Genomic DNA, 20437 nt, shown 5'->3' with positions numbered 1-20437 from the left:
TCACATCCGCCGAGCGCGACTCAGCGCCAGCGCGGCCGCGCGGGTCGCCTCCACGAGTGTCGCCTCGCCGATCCGCGACGGGGTGATGAGCGCACCGGCGGCCAGGTGACGGTCATAGGGCAGCACCACCACCGGTACGCCGGTCTGCTCGATCAGCTCACGGGCGGCGCCGTGGATCAGCGTCGCGCGGCCGTGCGGGTTGCTCGCGCTCAACACGACGACCACGCGCTCCAGCCACGACCCGTAGCCGTCGTCGACGATCCGGCGCAGCGTCTGGTACGTGCCCCGAACCCCGTCGGGTGTCGCCGCCGCGACGAGCACCACCGCGTGCGCGTCGGCCATCACCCCCGCCGGGGTACGGGCCTCCAGGCCGGGTGGGCAGTCGGTGACAGTGACGGCGAAGAGACGCGACAGTGCGCGCGTGACCGCGGTGCACAGGTTCGGGTTGGTGGTGCCGCTCGGCAGTACCCAGAGACCTGTCCCGGTGCGTGGGAGGAGTGGTTCGAGGTCGCGCAGGTCGCCGCCCCGGCCCGCGAGCAGTCCGGGTGCCAGTCGTTGCAGTGACGGGTCGCTCGGGGCGCCGAGCCGCCAGGTCAGCGAGCCCTCGTACGGGTCCGCGTCGGCGGCGAGCACCGGATCGGCGCGACGCGCGGCGAACACCGACGCCAGCAGCGCGGCAAGCGTGGACTTCCCCGCGCCACCCTGCACGGAGGCCACCGCGATCCGCCGGCCGGTGTGTACGGGTGCCTGCACCTCGGCGGCGAGGTCGGCGAGTTCCCGGGTCTGCCGGCCGCTGGCGAACATCCGGCTGGCGCTGCGCCAGGTACGCCGTAGCGCTGAATCGCCGGAGGGCGGCCTGCGCGCGATCGACAGGTCGTCCGGCTCCGACGCCGGCGGGTCGGCCGGCGGCGCGGTGCGCGGCACCGGTGGAGCGCTCATGCCACCGCCTCAGTCAGAAGGTGTCGAGAAGTCGCGAGTAGAGCCCGAACACCCCGACGGCGACGGGCACCAGCGCCATCACCGTCAGGGCCTCGACGCGATCGGCGACCTGCCGGCCTCGCGCCAGGACGTGTGGCGGCGGCCGGTACGCCAGGATCGCCAGGGCCACCGCGCAGACGCCGAGTGCCGCCACCGCCGTGCCCCACCAGGTGCCGGGCCGCTCCTGTACCCAGCACAACAGCAAGCCACCCCCGATGGTCAGCGCGCCCGCCACCAGCGTCACCACCTCGGCCGCCAGGGGAAAGGCGCGCATCCGCAGCAGCAGGGCGCCGGCAACCAGGGCTGCCAGCACCAGTCGCCACGGGCCCGGTGTCGACGCGAGGATGAGCCCGGCGAGCGTCGCCGAGGTCGCCGCCGCGATCGCCGCGACGGCCAGCCCACGATGCGCGGAGTCCACCGCGGCCTGTACCGATACCCGGCTCACCGGCTCGTCGTTGCTGCGGCGGTCGTCGAGACGGGTGAGGCCCGATGTGATCATCGCGAACCGCGGCAACAGCCCCAGCATGCCCACCGACGCGATCGCCAGCACCGCCGCGACCCGCTCGGCGGGCATGCCGAGCAGCAGCGGCACGCTCCAGCCCGTGACCAGGGCCAGCATCGTGCCGCCACCGAGGACGCCAGCGCGCCCGTTGCCCGTTACGGCACCCACCGCGAGGACCGTGCAGCCGATCACCACGGTCCACAGTGCCCAGAGGAGGGTACGGGTGTCCGTCCAGCCGGGCACGGCGGTCATCACCATCGCGGCGCCGCTCAAGAGCACCGCCACCCCGATCCTGCGTCTGCCCCCCATCCCGACGAGGAGGCCGGCGAGGGCGACCGCGCCGCCGCCGACGCTGACCGCGGCAGGCCCGAGATGCGGGCTGGCGAGCAGTGCCGCCACCGCGGCGGCCACCAGGCAGGCGGTGGTGGCGGTCCATGTGCGGGCGGCGTCACCCCACCGGCCGCGCCGCCGGATGAGGTCGTCGCCGACCTCGTCGGAGACATCGTGGACGATCGCCGCCGGCGGCGCCTCCGAGATCGGGTCGACCCGCAACAGCGCGCCGTCGGGCACGGCGGCCTGCCGAAGGCTGCCGGCCGGGTCGAGCACCGTGCCGTCGAGGGTGCTGATCTGGTAGCCCCGCGAATCGTCCGTTGGCGGGTGGCCCACCAGCGCGACGATCTCGGGCAGCAGCAGGCCGAGCGGCTCGTCGGCGGGCAGCACGAGGTCGATGCGTCGGTGTGGCCCGGCCAGGGTCACCCGACTGAGGTGACCGGCGGAGGCGAGGGTCCGCGGTTGGGTCATCGCGGACCCGTGGGTTGGATCGGTGCCGGGTTGCGTGCCCTCTGCTGCTCGGCGACGACGTTCTGGAGGAAGGACCAGCCGACACACACGGCGCAGGCCACCGCCGCCAGCACGAGACCGGTACGCAACCACCGGAACCCGTCACCCGTGGCGCGGACCCGGCGCTGCCGGCCCCACAGCAGCAGCTCACGCATGCGGGCGCGACGAACCGCGACCGACTCGATGAGCTGAGTGTCGAATTCCCGAGCCACGGCTCGATTCTATCCACGGGCGCTAATTCGATCGGGGAACGCGATCTCGCGGGTGCCGGGTCGGCACGCCGCGACCGCGCGCTGATGAGGTGGGTGAGGACATCCACGAGGTGACCGACGGCTTCCTCTACTGCCGGGGCTTCATCGTCGCGCTCGGCCGCGACTACTACGAGGCCGTCCGGGCCACCCCGGCCCTCGCCGTGCTCGACGCCGAGTGCGAGAGTCTCTGCTACTTCTTCGCCCACCTGCACAACGACCGGTTCGGTTCGTGGCCGGAGACCGGCTCCGGCATCTCCCGCGAGTCGTTCGGCAATCCGTCCGGCTGGTCGTGCTGACCGATACGCCGAGGAAGGCCGACACGTCCTCAAAGATCCGCCCCCAGTGGGAACTCGCAGACGGTGCGCCAAGGGCTTAGGCCCGGCGTTCCGGCGATGAGTCGAACCATGTCGACGGCCGCGTTGATCGGCAACCGCGCGGAGGCCGTTTCCGCGGCGTGGCTCAGTGTGGGCTTGGGGGCGTCCTGGCCGATGGTCAGGTGCGGCACCACCTCGGTGTGCGCCCCGGCATATGGGGCGGTCTCGGGAAACTGCTGCCACACCACCGCGGTGAGGTCCCGGAACGGACGGTCTGGCTGCGGTGCAAGCCATACGACCGTGTCACCGAACCAGTCGATGTGCGTCAGCGCAACGTCGAACCGCGGTATGCCGGCAATGGCCTTACGCAGCAGGGTCAGGGCTTGGTCGTTGATCTGCTGCGGAGCCAGAAACGGGTAGAGGACGGTCACGTGTGCCGGCACACCCCATGAGGCAGCCGGGTCGAGAGATTCCCGAAACCGGCCTACCGCTTCCTCGGCCTCGGGTATCGGCACGATGAGCGCCGTCTGTGTCGGTTCCATCCCGGCAGTTTCCCGATCATGGCCGGTGCTGGTCTACAGCGTTACGAGTGTCAGTCCCGCTCTCCATACTGGAAACGCGGTCCTGACTGTCCGATCCGGTGGCCGTGTCCGTCCGACCTGTGGAGGTGCCGTCCATGCCCGCCGCGCCAATGATCATCAGTCTGCCGATCGCCGATCGACCGACCTCCTACCGCTTCTACCGCGACGGTCTCGGCCTCGAAGCGGTGGGTGAGCTGGCCGATGACGGCATCCCGGAGCCGTTGCAGTTCGTGGTCAACGACGGGCTGCGCCTGATGCTCATCCCGACCGGCGGCTTCGGCTGGGTGATCGGTGGGCACGAGGTCGCCCCGCGGGGGCAGAGCGAGTGCCTGCTCGGCCTCGGGGCCGCCACCCCGGCCGAGGCGGACGCGGTCGTCGAGCGGGCGCGCGTCGCCGGCGGCGAGGTCGTCAGCGAGCCGACCACCCAACCATGGGGGTACGCGGGCGTCTTCGCCGACCCGGACGGCCACCTGTGGATGGTGTCGGTCACCCCGGAGTGACCGTTTCCCCGGCGACCGGGTCGTTCGGCACGCCGGCCTGACCCGGCCACGGGATCAGACGTAGATCTTCGTGGCGTACTCCGGGCCGTAGTGCCTCTCCAGCTCCTCCAGGCTCTCGGAGGGCGTCTCGACCTCCTTGATCAGGCGGGCGCGGGACGGCAGCACCTCGGGCTCCCAGGTCTCCGGCTGCCACAGCGCGGACCGCAGGAACGCCTTCGCGCAGTGGTAGAAGATCTGCTCGATCTCCACGACCACGGCGAGCACCGGCCGGTGCCCCTTGACGACCATGTCGTCGAACCAGGGCGCGTCGCTCACCAGGCGGGCCCGCCCGTTGATGCGCAGCGTGTCGGTGCGCCCCGGGATCAGGAAGAGCAGCCCGACGTGCGGGTTGTCCAGGATGTTGCGGTAGCCGTCGGCCCGCTTGTTGCCCGGCCGCTCCGGCAGCGCGATGGTCGTGTCGTCCAGCACCAGCGCGAACCCGGCCGGGTCGCCCTTGGGCGAGACGTCGCAGCTGCCGTCCGCGCCGGCCGTCGCCATCAGGCAGAACGGCGCGGCGGCGAGCCACTGCCGGTCCCGCTCGTGCAGGCGGGCGCGATCCTTGTTGGCGGCGCGCGCGCTCGGCGTGCCGAGCAGCTCGCGTAGTTCCTCGTGCGAAGTGATCTCCACCGTCACGCGATCCTCCCCCAGCCGTTGACCCGGGTGGCGGCGCCACCGTCGCCAGCCTAGGCCCGCGTGGCCAGTGCGAGGTTTGCCCCCGGTCGCCCGGGGTACGGCCTCACCCGACACGCCCGCCGCTCGTACCGTCCGCAGGAAAAGCCGACCAGTGGAGGCCGGGAGATGGAGAGTCGACTCAAGGTGCTGGGGCACCCAGTCCATCCGATGCTGGTCATGTTCCCGGTCGCGCTGCTGGTCACCGCGGTGCTCTTCGACATCGTCGACACGGTCGGCGGGCCGGACTTCCTCGGCGAGGTCGCGTACTGGAACATCACCGTCGGCCTGATCGGCGGCCTGCTCGCCGCGGCGGCCGGCTCGTTCGACCTGCTGGCGATCCCGACCGGCACCCGCGCGAAGCGGGTGGGTCTGCTGCACGCGGGCGCCAACGTCGCGGTGATCCTGCTCTTCGCCGCCGTGTGGGCGGTCCGGCTCAACGCCGACTCGCGGGCCGCCGGTGGCGCGCTGATCGCCATCGAGGTCGTCGCGGTGGCGATCCTCGGCATCAGCGCGTGGCTCGGCGGGGAGCTGGTCGACCGGCTCGGTGTGGGCGTCGACCGCGACGCCGGTCTGGATGCGCCCAGCTCACTGCGGCCCACCACGGCCACCCAGCGGATCGGAGACGTGCGATGAGCGAGCAGCAGACCGGCGGTTTCGGCCGGGGGTGGCGCGGCCGGCAACAGGGCTGGGACCCGATGGGCGAGCTGCAGTCGCTGCGCGCCGAGCTGAGCCGGCTGGTCGGCGGCCGGGCCGGGTCGTCCGACGTCGAGCTGACCGAGACCGCGGACGGCTGGCAGGTCGTCGTCCGGCTGCCGGGCGTCGCGCCCGAGGAGGTGGCCGTCGAGCTGGACGACCGCGAGCTGTGCGTGCGGGCCCGCTCCGAGGCGGAGGTCAACGCCGAGCAGGGCATTCCCGGGGGCTTCGAGACGCGCGGTTTCGAGTACCGCATCGACCTGCCGTCCCGGGTCGACCCGGAGGGCATCGACGCGGTGATGGACCACGGGCTGCTGCGCGTCCGGCTGCCCCGGGCCGCGCGGCCCACGGCGCGCACCATCACCGTCGGCCGCAGCGGGCCGCGGTCGGGCGGCCTCTCCGGTGGTACGCCGATAGCGGCCGATCCCGCCGCGGACCGGGAGCTGCACCACCCGGACAGCGTCGGCGAGATCGACCGGGAGTAGCGCGCCACGTGGTCACCCCGTCCCTGCTCGGCCCGACGGCGGGGCGAGTCGAAGACGTGCGCCGGATCGCGGTGCTGCGCGCCAACGCCCTCGGCGACTTCATCTTCGTCCTGCCGGCGTTGGACGCGTTGCGCGCCGCGTACCCCTCGGCGGAGATCGTGCTGCTCGGGGCGCCGTGGCACGCGAAGCTCTGGCGCGACCGGCCCGGCCCGGTGGACCGGGTGCTGGTGGTGCCGCCGGGCCCCGGCATTCGGGAGCCGGAGGCCGGTGAGCCGGCGTCCACGATGGATGACTTCGTGGCGGCGGCCAGCGGCGAGGGTTTCGACCTGGCGGTGCAGGCCCACGGCGGTGGCGCGAACTCCAACCCGTTGATCAGCCGCCTTGGTGCCCGGGTGACTGTCGGGTTGCGCGCGGAGGACGCGCCGCCGCTGGACCGGTGGATCCGCTACGTGTACTACCAGCACGAGGTGATCCGCTATCTGGAGGTGGTGGCTCTGGTGGGCGCTCCGGCGACCACCATCGTGCCGACACTCGCCGTCACCGACGCGGACCGGGCCGAGGCCGAGCAGGTGCTCGGCCCGCCGGCGCGCCCTCGGGTGGCGCTGCATCCGGGCGCTTCCGACACCCGCCGCCGCTGGCCGGCCGAGCGGTTCGCCGAGGTGGCCCGTGCGTTGCACGGCGACGGGTACGAGGTGCTGGTGACCGGTACGCCCGCCGAGCGTGAGGTGGTGGACCAGGTGGTCGCGGCGGCGGGGGTGCCGGTCCGGCCGCAGGTGGGCACGCTCAGTCTCGGTGGGCTGGCCGGCTGCTACGCCGGTTGCGCGCTGGTCGTCTCCAACGACACCGGTCCGCTGCACCTGGCCGCTGCGGTGGGCACGTCGACGGTGGGCATCTTCTGGGTCGGCAACCTGATCAACACGGCCACGCCGCTGCGTGGCCGGCACCGGCCGATCAGCTCCTGGACGGTGCACTGCCCGGTCTGCGGCGTGGACTGCACGCCGGGCATCTACCCGCACCGGCCGGGTGACGGCGAGTGCCCGCACCGCGACTCGTTCGTCACCGACGTGCCGGTGGCCGAGGTGCTGGAAGCGGCCCGCGAACTGCTCAGCCCGTAGGCGGCGCTCAGGCCGGCTGTGGGGTGTCCTCGTCGGCGAGGACGACCTCCCACGCCTCCACGTCCCGCTCGGTGACCGTGGTGGGGGTCTCCAGGTGGTAGGCGCCGCTGGGCAGGATGCCCGCCCCGCCGTGGCGGGCCAACACCGCGAGCTGGGCGGCCACGTCCTCGCCCTGGTGTCTCTCGTGCACCCGCCGCCAGAAGTCGAAGCCCCCGGAGTCGACGAGCTTGGCCCGGTCGTAGAGCACGCACCCGCCGATCCAGGACACCTTGTACGCCCGCCACGCCCCCGGCGGCAGTGCCAGCTCAGCGGTGACGTGCAGCAGGTTGGCCGCCGAGTGGATGCGGGCGCGGTCCCACTCGGGGGTGCCCGGCCGGATCCGCTCCGGGACGGGCCGGCCGGCCCACTCCTCGTAGTGCCGGTGCGTGTCCGGTCGTACGTCCTCGGTGTACGACAGGCCGTGCACGCCGTTGCCGACGAACCCGCAGCCCAGCTCCTCGATCGCGGTGACCAGCCGATGCAGCGCCCCGGGTTCCAGCCAGACGTCGTCGTCGAGGTTGAGCACGTACCGGGCGGAGGACGCGGCGAGCAGGTAGGCGCGGTGCTCGGCCAGCCCGCGGCGCGGCAGCCGGCGGGTCAACAGCACCGGGTGGCCCGCGTGGCGCAGCGCCCGGACCATGGTGGCCGCGGCGGGATGGGCGTACGCCGGATCCCCGTCGGACTGGTCGCTGACCACCACGCCGAAGCCGGGAACCCCGCCCTGGGCGGCGAGCCCGGCCAGGGTGACGGCCAGTTCGGCGGGCCGGTTACGGGTCGGGACCAACACGTCGACCAGCCGGTCGGCACGGAACTCCGCCGGGCTGCCGAGGGCGAGCGGCCGGTTCACGACGCCTGGGTGCGAGGGCTCAGCGACGGGTCGGTGGCGTGCGACGACGGGTCCTGGCTGTGTGACCGGATCCGGTCGATGATCGCCGAGGTGGACCGGTCCGGCACGTATCCCAGCGTGCGCACCTGACCGCCGAGTCGGCGCACCAGCGGCGCCTCGGGCACCAGCTCCGGCGGATAGTCGCCGCCCTTGACGTACACGTCGGGGCGGACCGCCTCGATCAGCGCGGCGGGCGAGTCCTCCTCGAACACCACCACGTGGTCCACGCAGGACAGCGCGGCAAGCAGGGCACCTCGGTCTTCGACCGGGTTGACCGGCCGGTCCGGCCCCTTGAGCCGGCGTACGCTGCCGTCCGAGTTGACCGCCACGATGAGCAGGTCGCCTAGGGCGCGGGCCTGTTCCAGGTAGCGCACGTGCCCAGGGTGCAGCACGTCGAAGCAGCCGTTGGTGAACACCACGGACCGGCCCGCCTCGCGATGCTCGGCGACGATCGCGTCCAGTTCGTCGGTGCCGACCACCGCCGGGTGCCCGGCGGTCTCCGGTGGCATGTCGAGGGCGGCCAGCAGGTCGTTGCGCAGGCACACGCAGGTGCCGGTGTCGGACACGGTGATGGTGGCCGCGAGCTGGGCGAGTTGCGCGGCGGTGGGCAGCGGCGCGTCGGCGGCCAGGGCCAGCGTCATCGCCGCCAGGTACGCGTCCCCCGCGCCCACCGCGTGGCTCGCGGGGACCGGGGTGCTGTGGCTGCGCCGCCGTTCCCCGTCCGCGCCGCCGACCACCGCGCCGTCGGTGTCCAGGGTCACCGCGACCACGTCCGCGCCGGTGTGCGCGCGCAGCTCGGCGAGGCGCGACTCGGCCAGTACGGCCCGGTCCACGCCCGCTCCGGCCTCGGTGTTCACGGTGACGCCCGTGCCGGTGACGCTGAGGCCGTCGCCGGTCAGGGCCACCCGACCCTCGCTCAGGGTCGGCTCGCCGACCGGGCCGGGCCGGTCGTCCGCGCGGGCCCCGCCCGGGGCGGCGCCGACGCTCAGCTCGGACGGCCCGTCGGCCGGATCGTTGTCGGGGTGTTCCAGGTGCAGGTCGGTGCCGGCGGTCGAGCGGTTCGGGCCACCGGCACGGGCCAGCAACCGGGTCGCCTCGGCGAAGCTGGGGGTGACCACCGTCGGCGCGAGCCCTCGCCAGTCGGCGAGGTCGTGGGCGTCCAGCGCGACAGTGGCGTACCGCTCGCGCTGTTCGACAAGCCACGCGCGGACCGGCGCGGGCAGCGCACCCAGGCCGTAGTCGCAGACCACCAGGGTCGGCGCCTCCCCGCCGGCAGCGGCGCGCAGCTCCTCGGTGGCGCAGTTCAGCGCCGTGAGCAGCCGGTCCACCCCGTCCGGGTCGAGCGCGTCGTCGGAGTCGCCGGAGTCCTCCCGGAGCAGGATCTGGTTGCCGGCGAGCATCCGCCGCTTCACGGGGGTGGGCCGACCGGGCTGGTTGACCGTACGGTCCCAGACGCCGGCCCGGTCCAGACAGTCGTGCAGTTCGTCGCCGGCGACGTCGGCGCCGACCGGCGCCACCAGCACGGCCCGACCGCCGAGGGTGGCGACGTTGACCGCGGTGTTCGCGGCCCCACCGGCGGCGGAGATCCGTCGGCGCAGGGTGAGGACCGGGGCGGGCGCCTCCCGGCAGAGCCGGTCGGAGTCGGCGAACCGCCACTCGTCCAGCATCGCGTCGCCGACGATCAGGACCGGGCGCCCGAGCCAGCTCTCCACGACGGTGGCGAGCCGGCGCTGTTCCGCTGCTGCTCCTGCCATGCCTCCCCGGGTCCCCAGCGGCCCTCGGGACAAACCCCGCGCCGGGACCGGCTGCGCCGCAGGTCCAGGACCTTTCGTCCCACCCTCGTCGGCGGGGTGCCTGTCGTGCCGGCGTGGGGTGTTTCGGGCGTTGGAGGCCGGGAAGGGAATTGAGGTACCCCCGAGAGGAGATGTACCGAGATGGCAGCGACACTGCAGGGCAAGAGAATCGCCTTCCTGGCCGCCGACGGCGTCGAGGAGGTCGAGTACGTCCAGCCGCGCGAGGCGGTCGAGAACGCCGGCGCGACGGCCGAACTGGTCTCGCTCAAGCCCGGTTCCATCCAGTCCTTCAACCACCTGGACCAGTCCAAGACGTACGACGTGGACGTCACCGCGGACAAGGCGGACGCCGCCGGGTACGACGCGCTGGTGCTGCCGGGCGGGGTGGCGAACCCGGACTTCCTGCGGTCCGACCCGGACGCGGTGCGGTTCGTGAAGGCGTTCTTCGACGCCGGCAAGCCGGTCGGGGTGATCTGTCACGGCCCGTGGACGCTGATCGAGGCGGACGTGGTGCGTGGCCGGCGGATCACCTCCTGGCCCAGCCTGCGCACCGACCTGACCAACGCCGGCGCCACCTGGGTCGACGAGGAGTGCGTGACGGACGGCAACCTGACGAGCAGCCGCAAGCCCGACGACCTCCCCGCCTTCTGCGCAAAGATCACCCAAACCTTCGCAACCCCCTAACCCGGCCGGCCCCGGCCGGCCCCGCCCCCACCCCGGTTGATCATGAAGTTATTGCCGTCCCGCCCGGCGTGTCGTGGCAATAACTTCATGATCAATGGGGTGGGCAGTGGGGTGGGGGTGGGGTGGGGGTATGGGAGCCGTGGGGTTTTTCTCGGGTATGGGGCATGTTCTCCGGTGGTCGGGAAAGTGGGCTTGATGACCACCGAAGCCTCTGCCGCGCCGGTACTGAATCGCCAGCAGATCCGGCTGCTCATGCTGGGCCTGATGACGGGCATGCTGCTGGCCGCCCTCGACCAGACCATCGTCGGCACGGCGCTGCCGACCATCGTCGGTGAGCTGGGTGGGATCAACCACTACTCGTGGGTGGTCACCGCGTACCTGCTCGCCTCGACCGCGTCGACCCCGCTGTACGGCAAGATGGCCGACCTGTACGGGCGTCGTCCGGTCTTCCTCTTCTCGATCGGCACGTTCCTGGTCGGGTCGCTGCTGGCCGGCCTGTCGCAGAACATGACCCAGCTGATCGTCACGCGGGGCATCCAGGGTCTCGGCGCCGGTGGTCTGCTGACGCTGGCGTTCACGATCATCTCGGACGTGGTCTCACCCCGGGAGAGAGGCCGCTACCAGGGTCTTTTCGGGGCGGTGTTCGGCATCGCGTCGGTGGCCGGCCCGCTGGTCGGTGGGTACTTCGCGGAGACCGACTGGCGGTGGATCTTCTACATCAACGTGCCGCTGGCGATCCTGGCCATCGTGGTCTGCTACCACGTGATGCGGCTGATCCCGTTCGAGCGCCGGAACCACGCGATCGACTGGCTCGGCGCCGGCCTGCTGGTGGCCGGGGTGAGCTGCCTCCTGCTCGCGCTGAGCTGGGGCGGAAACGAGTACCCGTGGGGTTCCGGGCTGATCATCGGCCTCTTCGTCGCCGGTGCGGTGCTGGCCGTGCTCTTCGTGCTCCAGGAGGCGCGGGTCGCCGAGCCGATCCTGCCGCTGCGGTTGTTCCGCAGCGCCACGTTCGCGCTGGCCAACTCCGCCGGCTTCGTGCTCGGTCTGGTGATGTTCGGGTCGATCATCTTCATCCCGCTGTACCTCCAGATCGTCAAGGGCGCCTCGCCGACCCGCAGCGGTCTGCTGATGCTGCCGATGATGGCCGGCATCATCGTGACCTCGATCCTCACCGGCCGGGCGATGAGCCGGATCGGCCGGTACAAGTGGTTCCCGGTGGCCGGGGCGGTCACCCTGCTGGTCGGCATGCTGCTGTTCACCCGGTTGCAGGTGGGTACGTCGCTCTGGGTGGCGTTCGGCTTCATGGTGGTGATCGGCGTCGGCCTCGGTCTGTGCATGCAGTCGCTCGTCCTCGCGGTGCAGAACGCGGTCTCCGTCCGCGACCTGGGCGCCGGCACCTCGTCGGCGACGTTCTTCCGGTCGCTGGGCGGTTCGTTCGGGGTGGCCATCCTCGGCACGGTGCTCTCGTCGCGGCTCAACTCGCAGCTCGCCGACCGGCTGCCCGGTGCGATCGCCCAGCTTCCACCGGAGCAGCGGGCCGCGGTCGCGGCGAATGGCGGCACGAACATCTCGATCAACGACCCGGCGACCATCATGGCCCTGCCCGGCGCCGTCCGGGCCGCCATCCAGGCGTCGTTCGTGGAGTCGCTGCACCTGGTCTTCCTGACCACCGGGCTCGTCGCCATCGTGGCGGTGCTGGTCACCCTGGCGCTGCCGAACAACGAGCTGCGGGGTGCCGGTCCGCAGGGCGCCAAGGGCGGGGCCGACCCGCTCGGCGGTGAGGCTCCGGCGCCGGGCGGCAAGCCGCTGACCCGCGAGTCCAAGGACGAGGCGGCCGCCGACATGAACGCCAAGTCCCAGACGATGATCTGACCGCGTCCGTCGGCCGATCGCCCCGGCCTCGCCGAGGCGGCGGTCGGTGTCATCCGGCCACGAGGCGCAGCGGCTGCGACGGCTTGCTGTTGAGGCGGTCGAGTGCGGTGGCGGTCGCCGCGTCGGCGGGCAGATGGACGAGCAGACGCTGGTCGTCGTCAACCGGGAGTTCGAGGGTCTCGTACGCGAGCCGGAGCATGCCCGCCTCGGGATGGGCCAGGCGGAAGATGCCGCTGGCCTTCGGCAGGCTGGGAACCGTGTCGACCCGGCGGGTGAAGTCGTCGCCGGCCGTGATCGTCAGTTCGTCGGCCAGGGCGGCCATCGGAGGATATGCCCGAAACGGGCCCTGTTTGAGGGCGGCGACCTGCTCGTCGGCCATGTGGCCCCAGTCGGGGAACGCGCTACGAGCGCGCCTGTCGGCCAGGACGAACCGGGCCAGGTTGGGCTGTGGCGCGTCCAGCAACCCGATCGGTGTGACCAGGCGTTCGTAGCCGGCGGTGTGGGCCAGGATGTCGCTGAGCTGGTTGAGCAGCACCGCAGGCGTGGGTTCGAGGCGGTCGAGCAGCGCCCGCACCGTTGGGCGTACCTCGCCGGTCGGGGTGGTGTTGCCTCGGCAGTTGAAGCTGGGATCGGCCGCCTTGGTGAGGTGGTGCAGGTGGACACGTTCGTTCCGAGTCAACCGGAGAGCGTTGGCGAGCGCGGCGAGCACCTGTGGCGACGGCCGGCGGTCGCGGCCCTGTTCGAGTCTCGTGACGTACTCCACGCTCACGTCGGCGAGGGCCGCCACCTCGGAACGGCGTAGCCCGGGGGCGCGGCGGCGCGGCCCGGCGGGCAGCCCCACCTCGGCCGGCGTCACCGCCTCACGACGGACCCGCAGGAAGAGCCCAAGCTCGTTGTCGCTCACCATCCGAACGTAACAACGTCGGCCGAGCGGATGGTGTCCCTGCCACTACCAGCCTCAGCCCGGCCTCCCCGGGCCGCCGCCGGCTGACGACCGTGGGGGAAGGCGCTCGACAGCGGTCGAGCGCGATTCCCTGGTCGGTAGGAGCTGAGTCATGAGTCGTACGGTTGTGGTCGTCGGCGGCGGTTACGGGGGTACAGCGGTTGCCAAGGCGTTGGAGTCACAGGCCGATGTCGTCCTCATCGATCCGCGGGACGCGTTCGTCAACGTCGCGGGAGCACTGCGGGCGCTGACCCGGCCCGACTGGGCCGGCAACATCTTCTTCCCCTTCGACACGGTCCTCTCGCGGGGCAGGCTGATCCGGGATCGAGCGGTCTCGGTGGACCCGGGCGGGGTCACCCTGGCCTCAGGTCAGCGTGTCGCGGCGGACTATCTGGTGCTGGCCACCGGGTCCAGTTACGCATACCCGGCCAGACTCGACGCCAACTCCGTGGAGGAGGCGCTGGACGACCTGCGCCAGAGCAACAAGGAACTGGCCGGCGCCCAACGCGTGCTGATCCTCGGCGCCGGGCCGGTCGGGTTGGAGCTGGCCGGTGAGATCAAGGACGTCTGGCCGGACAAGCAGGTGACAATCGTCGATCCGGCCGAGCGGTTGCTGCCCGGCTTCCGGCCGGAGATGCGTGACGATCTGCACCGGCAGCTCGACGAGCTGGGCATCGAGGTGCGGCTGGGTACCGGTCTGGCCGCGCCGTTGACGACCGGGGCCAATCGGGCCGCGACCTTCACGGCCACCACCACCGACGGCGACCAGATCACCGCCGACATCTGGTTCCGTGCCCATGGGCTGCGCATCAACAGCGACTACCTCGACGACAGCCGGCTCACCACTCTCACCGCACAGCGGCAGGTGTCCGTCACCGAGACGCTCAACGTCCACGGGCCCGACGGCATCCTCGGCCACGTCTACGCGATCGGCGACCTGACCGATGTCGCCGAAGACAAGATGGCGGCATACGCGTTGCGGCATGCCGAGGTCGTGGTGCGGAACATCAGCGCACAGCTGCGTGACGAGCAGGGCACGGCGACGTACCAGCCGATGCCCGATCCCATGATCCTGGTTCCGCTCGGGTCGCGGCACGGCGTCGGCCAGATGCCCACGCCCGACGGCCCGGCCGTCGTTCCTGCCGCGACGGTGGCCGAGTACAAGGGCGTCGACCTGTTCACCGGCCGCTTCACCGAGCAGTTCGGCCCCACCGCCACCGGCCGCTAGCGGTTGGCGGTGCGCCCGGAGTCAACCTCGCCCGCTCGACGCCAAGGGCCGCCCTACTTGAGGATCAGCCGGTTGGTCTTTTCGAAGACGTCCAGGTCGGCCAGGGTTTCCAACACCGATCCGGAGAGCGGCGTGGGGAACCTGTCGCGGGGGAAGAAGCCGGCGTCGGTGGTCTCGTCGGTGACCCGGGTCAGCTGCCCGTCCCACTCCTCGACCTTGAACGCGGTGGTGAAGACCTGGTACGTGTGCCCGTACATGTTGGTGCTGGTCCGGTCCGGGCCGGTGTAGAGGGCGAACGCGCAGACCCGCAGCGCCCGCAGTCCGGTCTCCTCGCGGACCTCGCGGACCGCGCAGTCGGCGATCGACTCGCCCAGCTCCATGGCCCCGGCGGGCATGGCCCACTGACCGTTGTCCGAGCGTCGGATGAGCAGGATGCGCCCCGCGCTGTCGCTGACCACGGCACGGGCGCCGACGAACATCAGCGTCCGGTCCCCGGCGAGCGCGCGCAACTGCCCCACGTATGAGTCGGCCCAGGAGATGCTCACCTGCGACAATTTACGGGGGTTCCCAACGTGTGACCGCCGACACTAGCTTGTTACCCATGCGTAGCACGATGATGGACGCCCCCCTGCAGGTCTCCCGGATCCTCGAGCACGGCGCAGGGGTGCACGGCACGGCCGAGGTGGTCACCTGGACGGGCGCCGAACCCCGCCGGATGACGTACGCCGAGGTGGGCCGCACCGCCGCCCGGTTGGCCCATGCGCTGCGCGACGAGTGCGGCGTCACCGGCGACGAGCGGGTCGCCACTTTCATGTGGAACAACAACGAGCACCTGGTGGCCTACTTCGCGGTGCCGAGCATGGGCGCGGTGCTGCACACCCTCAACCTCCGGCTCTTTCCCGACCAGCTCGCCTACATCGCCAACCACGCGCAGGACCGGGTGGTGCTGGTCGACAGCACGCTCATCCCGCTGCTGGCCAGGGTGCTCGGCGAGCTGAGCACGGTGCGGCACGTGGTGGTGGTCGGCGGTGGCGACCCGGCCCCGCTGGTGGCAGCCGCCGGAGACCGGATCACCGTGCACCACTGGGACGCGCTGCTGGCCGACCGGCCCGAGGTGTACGACTGGCCGGAGGTGGACGAGCGGGACGCCGCCGCGCTCTGCTACACCTCGGGCACCACCGGCAACCCGAAGGGCGTGGCCTACTCGCACCGGTCCATCTACCTGCACTCGTTGCAGGTCTGCATGCCGGAGGGCTTCGGTCTCGGGCCGACCGACCGGGAGCTGGCCATCGTGCCGATGTTCCACGCCATGTCCTGGGGCCTGCCGTACGCGGCGTTCCTCTCCGGCGCGTCGTTGATCATGCCGGACCGGTTCCTCCAGGCGGCGCCGATCGCCGAGATGATCGCCGCCGAGCGGCCCACCCTGGCCGGTGCGGTGCCGACCATCTGGACCGACCTGCTGGCCTACCTGGACAGCCACGACGTGGATACGTCCTCGCTCACCGAGGTGATCGTCGGTGGCTCGGCCTGCCCGCCGGCGTTGATGCACGCGTTCGACGAGCGGCACGGGATCGACGTCATCCACGCCTGGGGGATGACCGAGATGTCGCCGCTGGGGTCGGTCTCCCGCCCGCCGGCGGGGGCGACCGGCGAGCAGGCCTGGCGCTACCGCTACACGCAGGGTCGCGTGCCGGCCGGGGTGCAGGCGCGCATCGTCGGGCCGCTGGGCGATCCGCTGCCCGCCGACGGCACGGCCGTGGGCGAGTTGGAGGTCCGCGGGCCGTGGGTGACCGCGCGGTACGTCGGTGACGACGCCCCGGATGAGGAGAAGTTCCGCGACGGCTGGCTGCGTACCGGCGACGTGGGCATGCTCTCCTCGGACGGGTACATCACACTGACCGACCGGGCGAAGGACGTGATCAAGTCCGGCGGCGAGTGGATCTCCTCGGTGGAGCTGGAGAACGCGCTGATGGCGCATCCGGCCGTGCTGGAGGCGTGCGTGGTGGGCGTGCCGGACGAGCGGTGGGACGAGCGGCCGCTGGCGACAGTGGTGGTCCGCGAGGGTGCGTCGGTGACCGCCGAGGAGTTGCGGGACTTCCTGGCCGGTTCGGTCGCCCGGTGGCAGTTGCCCGAGCGGTGGGCGTTCATCGACACGGTGCCGAAGACCAGCGTCGGCAAGTTCGACAAGAAGGTCGTCCGTTCGCGGTACGCCGACGGTGAGCTGACTGTCCGGGAGCTGACAGCACCGTAACGTTTTACCGGGCACTGTCGCCTGTTGGGCAGAGGAGTACTCCTGACATTCCTCCCCAGGGGCGGCCCCGGCGTTCGCACCGCGCCGGGGCCGCCCGCTCCACACGGGGTGATCCCGCACCGTCATTGTTGCGAAACTTGTTCGCGTCTGTCCTGATGACGGGGAAATCGGGTGTCCAGCGACCCGTTCAGGCGTCGCTGGTGGTGATCAGCACCTTGCCCACCGCCGAGTCCTCGACCGCCTGGTGCGCGGCGGCCGTGTCGGCCAGCCGATAGTGGTGCAGCGGCAGACCGGCGTCCGCGCCGACCCGGAGGCCGCCCTGGTTGGCCGCCGCCGCCACGTCGATCACACCCTGCGCCTTGGCCGCCTTCGGCTCCGTGTAGACAAGCACGAACTGCCAGCGGGCGTTCACCACGTACAGCGGGCGGATCGGGAGGGTCACCTCGGTGCCGCCGTTGTCGGCGTACACGCAGACCGCGCCACCCTGCCGGATCATCTGCACGTCCACCGCCGCGTTCGGAGCCGGCGCGACCTCCACGATCGTGTGGACACCGTCGGGGGCGATCTTGCCGACCTCCTCGACCACGTCCTGCTCCCGATAGTTGATCACATAGGAGGCGCCGGCCGCCGCCGCGAGCTGCGCCTTCTCCGCGCTGCTCACCGTGGCGATCACCGTCGCGTCGGCCCAGCGGGCGAGCTGGATCGCCGCGTTGCCGACCGCGCCCGCCCCGCCCTGCACCAGCACGGTGTGATCGGCCAGCGCACCGGCGCGCAGCGCGTCGGGCATGAACTCGCCGGCCGTCAGACAGCGGTGCGCGGTGAGGAACGGGATGCCCAGGCTGGCTCCCAACTCGAACGAGGCGTCGCCCAGGGGAACCGCCTGCCGCACCGGCACCAGCGTGTACTCCGCCGCGGTGCCCCACGGCCGCTGCCAGGCGGCCTCCCAGATCCAGACCCGCTCGCCGATCAGCTCACGGTCGACCCCCTCGCCGACCGCCTCCACCACGCCCGCGCCGTCCTGCCCGGGGATCTGCCACCCGTCCGGCGGGAAGGCCCGCCGGGACTTCCAGTCCGTCGGGTTCACCCCGGACACCGCCAGGCGGACCAGCACCTCACCGGCCCCCGGCTCCGGCACCGGCCGGTCGACCAGCTCCAGCACGGAAGGGTCGCCGGTGCGCTCGTACACGATGGCTTTCATTCGTGGTCTCCTCACCCGTCCGGCGACTGGCACCCGGGTCGAGCACCGCCGGCTGCGGTACCCCGCACAGTCCCCGTCATGCCGAACCCTCCGGCCCGGGAAAAACCGTATAGGGCGACAGGGATCGGACGGCGGTGACGCCGGACACGTCACGCCCCCAGATCGTCCACCAGCTCCGGCGTCAACTCGCCGATCGACCGCAGCGTCACGACCGCGAGCGCGGCGGCGTCCGGGTCGAGGGGGTACGACCCGTGGGGCACCGCCACCACCTTCATCCCCGCCGCCGCGGCCGACCGCACGCCGTTGGACGAGTCCTCCACGGCCGCGCAACGGGTCGGGTCGACGCCGAGGCGGCGCGCGACGGTCAGGTACACGTCCGGCGCCGGCTTGCCCCGCTCGGTCTCCTCGGTGGAGAGGGTCGCGCCGAACGCGCCGGTCAGGCCGGTGGCGTCCAGCGCCGCCGCGATCAGCCGGGTCGGTGACGAGCTGGCCAACCCCAGCGGCCACCGCGCGGCCAGCCGGCGTACGACGTCGTCGGCATCGTCGATCAGCGGTACGTGCTCGGTGTAGCGCCGGGCCATCTCCCGCACCACCTCGTCGGCGACCTGCTCGGCGCTGCGGCGCACGCCCAGCTCACCGCTGAGGTAGCGGGCCCACTCCCCGGTGCTCATGCCCATCAGCCGGCGCTGGGTGTCCGGCTGCCAGGACCCACCGTGTGCCGCCACGTACGCCCGCCGGACCTCCTCCCAGACCGGTTCGGAATCCACGATTACACCGTCCAGGTCGAAAACCACCGCATCCACCACGGGCCCATCCTGCCCGAGAGGTGGACCGCCGGTCAGCCGGGCAGCGCGGGCAGCCCGATCGGGCTGTTCGGCGGGATCACCGTGTGACACGACCGGGCCATCGGCTCCAGCAGCTCACGCAGCCGGTCGGTGTCGTCCGGGCCGAGCGCCTCCCACGGATGTGCGGCGGCCCGGTCGGTGGCGTCCTCGATCGCCTGGAACCCGGCGTGACCGACGTCGGTGGCCGTGCCGTCCCCGGTCAGCCAGCCGCGCTGGGCCAGCCGCTCGCGGGCGGCCCGCCACTGCTCCTCGGACCAGCCCCGGCCGAGCAGGTTCTCCGCCGACATGTCCACAGCGACCCGCCAGGCCAGCGTCTCCACCGGGTCCAGGCCGGCGGCCACCAGGGCGGCGTTGTGCCCGTCGCCCCGCAGCTCCCGCAGCGTGGTGGCGGCCTGCCAGAGGCGGGCGAGGGGATATTCCCCGATCGGCAGCGCCGCGTTGGCCGCGCCGAGCACCCGACCGGCGGTCTGCGCCGCCGAGGCGGCCCGCTCCAGCAGGTCGGCGGCCTCGGCCAGGTGCGCCTCGGGCAGCTCGTAGGTCAGCTCCGCGAGGGCCTGCACGGCGCCGGTCAGCCGGGCGCGCAGGGCCTCCTGCGGGGTGGCCAGCCGCCAGACCGCCGGCAGGGCCCGGCTCACCATGGGTGGTGCGAAATTGAAGAACGCGGCGATGACCGGGGCGGCCTCGGCGGCGCCCAGCGGCGCGGTCCGGCAGGCGAAGTAACCCCGCCAGTAGCCGCGCAGCCCGACCGCCTCGTGCGCGGCCCGGGCCCGAGGGTGGAAGTAGGTGACCGCGTGCACCGGCTCGAAGTGCGTCCACATCAGCCGGGCGGTCCGCCCGGGCTCGTCCAGCGCCGTCACGTGCACCTCCGCGTCCCGGGTCCGCATGGTCACCCCGGACGGCGGGCCGCCCGGGGTGACGCCGAACCTACTGCCGGAGGGTGACGGGCAGGAAGCCCCATGTGAACAAGTCCATCGCGCCGCGGCGACAACCGGGGCGATCCGGACGGGTCACTGGGCGGCGAGCACGTCCACCACGAAGCGCAGCGGACCGGTCGGACGCCCGTTGGCGTTGGCCTCGTCGTTGCCGTACGCCAGCTCGCCCGGGATGTCGAGCTGCACCCGGCTGCCCACGGTCACGCCCACCAGACCCTGGTCCCAGCCGGGGATGACCTGGCCCACGCCGATGGGGAAGCTGGCCGGCTGGCCGGCGTTCCAGGACGAGTCGAACTCCTTGCCGTCCTTGTAGAAGACGCCCACGTAGTTGGTGGTGATGGTCTGGCCCTTCTTCACCGCCGGGCCGGTGCCCTTGATCACCGGAGTGACGGTGAGCTTCTTCAGCTCACCCTTGCCCGCCGTCACCGTCGGCTTGGTGCCCAGCGCCGGGTCGGCGTCCTTGGGCAGCTGCGGCGCCGGGGGCGCGGTGGGGGCGTCCGCGGCCGGGGCGGAGGCGGACGGGGTCGCGCCTGCCTGGTTGGCGGGCTTGTCGTCGCTCCGGTTCCGGTCGATCCACACGAAACCGCCGATCAGCAGCGCCATCACGGCGACGCCGGCGAGGCCGCCCGCCCACGCCTGGCGGCGGCGCTTCGCCTCGGCGGCCTTCTGCGCGGCCAGCTGGGCGGCCAGCCGCCGACCCGCCTTCGTCGCCGGGCTCTGGCCCTCCGACCGGTTCTCCTGCGTGCGCTCGCTCACGTCGTCGACTCCCTGCTGCGAAGGTGTGGCCGGCACCCGG

At 72.3% G+C, this 20437-nt stretch carries 22 protein-coding genes; 9 read left to right on the top strand and 13 right to left on the bottom strand.

The window, feature by feature from the left end; genetic code table 11:
- Genes ACGGAQ_RS04615 through ACGGAQ_RS04605 form a run of 3 tightly spaced genes read right to left on the bottom strand, consistent with a single transcriptional unit; the run spans position 1 to position 2532 of the window.
- Entirely contained in the window at positions 1-939 is a 939-nt protein-coding gene (locus tag ACGGAQ_RS04615) for a MinD/ParA family protein (RefSeq protein WP_393044589.1), read from the bottom strand.
- 13 nt (positions 940-952) lie between these two features.
- The gene (gene eccD, locus ACGGAQ_RS04610; protein ID WP_393044587.1) at positions 953-2281 is read right to left on the bottom strand and encodes a type VII secretion integral membrane protein EccD; all 1329 of its coding nucleotides are present in this window, start codon (positions 2279-2281) and stop codon (positions 953-955) included.
- On the bottom strand, positions 2278-2532 hold the full coding sequence (locus ACGGAQ_RS04605; RefSeq protein ID WP_354854706.1) for a hypothetical protein: 255 nt from the start codon (positions 2530-2532) through the stop codon (positions 2278-2280). Before ACGGAQ_RS04605 ends, eccD begins: the two co-directional genes overlap by 4 nt.
- 89 nt (positions 2533-2621) lie before the next feature.
- On the opposite strand from ACGGAQ_RS04605, the gene ACGGAQ_RS04600 reads away from it, so the two are divergent.
- Positions 2622-2867 carry a hypothetical protein gene (locus ACGGAQ_RS04600; RefSeq protein ID WP_393044585.1) on the top strand — a complete coding sequence of 82 codons (246 nt, stop codon included), beginning with the start codon at positions 2622-2624 and terminating at the stop codon, positions 2865-2867.
- 29 nt (positions 2868-2896) lie between these two features.
- Here the strand turns inward: ACGGAQ_RS04600 and ACGGAQ_RS04595 are convergent, their stop codons facing one another.
- Positions 2897-3427: a 2'-5' RNA ligase family protein gene (locus tag ACGGAQ_RS04595; RefSeq protein WP_393044583.1), complete on the bottom strand. Its 531-nt coding sequence runs from the start codon at positions 3425-3427 to the stop codon at positions 2897-2899.
- A gap of 134 nt (positions 3428-3561) precedes the next feature.
- Here ACGGAQ_RS04595 and ACGGAQ_RS04590 point away from each other — a divergent pair, with 134 nt between their 5' ends.
- Positions 3562-3966, top strand: coding sequence for a VOC family protein (locus ACGGAQ_RS04590; protein WP_393044581.1), 405 nt, complete (start codon positions 3562-3564; stop codon positions 3964-3966).
- A gap of 54 nt (positions 3967-4020) precedes the next feature.
- On the opposite strand, the gene ACGGAQ_RS04585 is transcribed toward ACGGAQ_RS04590, so the two are convergent.
- Positions 4021-4638, bottom strand: a complete 618-nt coding sequence (locus tag ACGGAQ_RS04585; RefSeq protein WP_393044579.1) for a pyridoxamine 5'-phosphate oxidase family protein — start codon at positions 4636-4638, stop codon at positions 4021-4023.
- 165 nt (positions 4639-4803) lie between these two features.
- On the opposite strand from ACGGAQ_RS04585, the gene ACGGAQ_RS04580 reads away from it, so the two are divergent.
- Genes ACGGAQ_RS04580 through ACGGAQ_RS04570 form a run of 3 tightly spaced genes read left to right on the top strand, consistent with a single transcriptional unit; the run spans position 4804 to position 6970 of the window.
- Complete coding sequence (locus tag ACGGAQ_RS04580; protein ID WP_393044577.1) at positions 4804-5310, top strand: DUF2231 domain-containing protein; 507 nt, start codon at positions 4804-4806, stop codon at positions 5308-5310.
- A complete protein-coding gene (locus ACGGAQ_RS04575; protein WP_393044575.1) occupies positions 5307-5855 on the top strand; it encodes an Hsp20/alpha crystallin family protein in 549 nt (182 codons plus the stop codon). The genes ACGGAQ_RS04580 and ACGGAQ_RS04575 overlap by 4 nt, the downstream gene beginning before the upstream one ends.
- 8 nt (positions 5856-5863) lie before the next feature.
- Positions 5864-6970, top strand: a complete 1107-nt coding sequence (locus ACGGAQ_RS04570; RefSeq protein WP_393044573.1) for a glycosyltransferase family 9 protein — start codon at positions 5864-5866, stop codon at positions 6968-6970.
- 7 nt (positions 6971-6977) lie between these two features.
- On the opposite strand, the gene ACGGAQ_RS04565 is transcribed toward ACGGAQ_RS04570, so the two are convergent.
- Together ACGGAQ_RS04565 and rfaE2 are read right to left on the bottom strand one after the other, a co-directional pair.
- Entirely contained in the window at positions 6978-7856 is an 879-nt protein-coding gene (locus tag ACGGAQ_RS04565; RefSeq protein ID WP_393044572.1) for a glycosyltransferase, read from the bottom strand.
- Positions 7853-9649, bottom strand: coding sequence for a D-glycero-beta-D-manno-heptose 1-phosphate adenylyltransferase (rfaE2, locus tag ACGGAQ_RS04560; RefSeq protein WP_393044570.1), 1797 nt, complete (start codon positions 9647-9649; stop codon positions 7853-7855). Before rfaE2 ends, ACGGAQ_RS04565 begins: the two co-directional genes overlap by 4 nt.
- A 180-nt stretch (positions 9650-9829) precedes the next feature.
- Between rfaE2 and ACGGAQ_RS04555 the strand changes: the two genes are divergently transcribed.
- Positions 9830-10372, top strand: a complete 543-nt coding sequence (locus ACGGAQ_RS04555) for a type 1 glutamine amidotransferase domain-containing protein (protein ID WP_393044568.1) — start codon at positions 9830-9832, stop codon at positions 10370-10372.
- A 195-nt stretch (positions 10373-10567) separates the two neighbouring features.
- Positions 10568-12244: an MDR family MFS transporter gene (locus ACGGAQ_RS04550; protein WP_393044566.1), complete on the top strand. Its 1677-nt coding sequence runs from the start codon at positions 10568-10570 to the stop codon at positions 12242-12244.
- 49 nt (positions 12245-12293) lie between these two features.
- On the opposite strand, the gene ACGGAQ_RS04545 is transcribed toward ACGGAQ_RS04550, so the two are convergent.
- Positions 12294-13151 carry a helix-turn-helix transcriptional regulator gene (locus ACGGAQ_RS04545; protein WP_393044564.1) on the bottom strand — a complete coding sequence of 286 codons (858 nt, stop codon included), beginning with the start codon at positions 13149-13151 and terminating at the stop codon, positions 12294-12296.
- Between the two features lie 148 nt (positions 13152-13299).
- Here ACGGAQ_RS04545 and ACGGAQ_RS04540 point away from each other — a divergent pair, with 148 nt between their 5' ends.
- Positions 13300-14415, top strand: coding sequence for an NAD(P)/FAD-dependent oxidoreductase (locus ACGGAQ_RS04540; RefSeq protein WP_393044562.1), 1116 nt, complete (start codon positions 13300-13302; stop codon positions 14413-14415).
- A gap of 53 nt (positions 14416-14468) precedes the next feature.
- Here the strand turns inward: ACGGAQ_RS04540 and ACGGAQ_RS04535 are convergent, their stop codons facing one another.
- Positions 14469-14960 (bottom strand): NUDIX domain-containing protein, encoded by a 492-nt coding sequence (locus tag ACGGAQ_RS04535; protein ID WP_393044560.1) that lies wholly within the window; start codon positions 14958-14960, stop codon positions 14469-14471.
- 56 nt (positions 14961-15016) lie between these two features.
- Between ACGGAQ_RS04535 and ACGGAQ_RS04530 the strand changes: the two genes are divergently transcribed.
- Positions 15017-16666, top strand: a complete 1650-nt coding sequence (locus ACGGAQ_RS04530; RefSeq protein WP_393044558.1) for a fatty acid--CoA ligase — start codon at positions 15017-15019, stop codon at positions 16664-16666.
- Between the two features lie 187 nt (positions 16667-16853).
- On the opposite strand, the gene ACGGAQ_RS04525 is transcribed toward ACGGAQ_RS04530, so the two are convergent.
- From ACGGAQ_RS04525 to ACGGAQ_RS04510, 4 genes are all read right to left on the bottom strand, one after another.
- Entirely contained in the window at positions 16854-17864 is a 1011-nt protein-coding gene (locus ACGGAQ_RS04525) for an NADPH:quinone reductase (protein WP_393044556.1), read from the bottom strand.
- 149 nt (positions 17865-18013) lie between these two features.
- A complete protein-coding gene (locus ACGGAQ_RS04520; RefSeq protein ID WP_393044554.1) occupies positions 18014-18670 on the bottom strand; it encodes an HAD family hydrolase in 657 nt (218 codons plus the stop codon).
- 32 nt (positions 18671-18702) lie between these two features.
- Positions 18703-19527, bottom strand: a complete 825-nt coding sequence (locus ACGGAQ_RS04515) for a hypothetical protein (RefSeq protein WP_354854811.1) — start codon at positions 19525-19527, stop codon at positions 18703-18705.
- Between the two features lie 189 nt (positions 19528-19716).
- Positions 19717-20433, bottom strand: coding sequence for an FKBP-type peptidyl-prolyl cis-trans isomerase (locus ACGGAQ_RS04510; RefSeq protein WP_393045661.1), 717 nt, complete (start codon positions 20431-20433; stop codon positions 19717-19719).
- Between the last annotated feature and the right edge of the window lie 4 nt (positions 20434-20437).

Origin of the sequence: Micromonospora sp. NPDC047557, assembly GCF_043205095.1 — a bacterium.
In the GTDB taxonomy this organism is placed as follows: domain Bacteria; phylum Actinomycetota; class Actinomycetes; order Mycobacteriales; family Micromonosporaceae; genus Micromonospora.
Note: the sequence above shows the minus strand (reverse complement) of the source record. Positions and strands in the feature narration are given on the sequence as shown.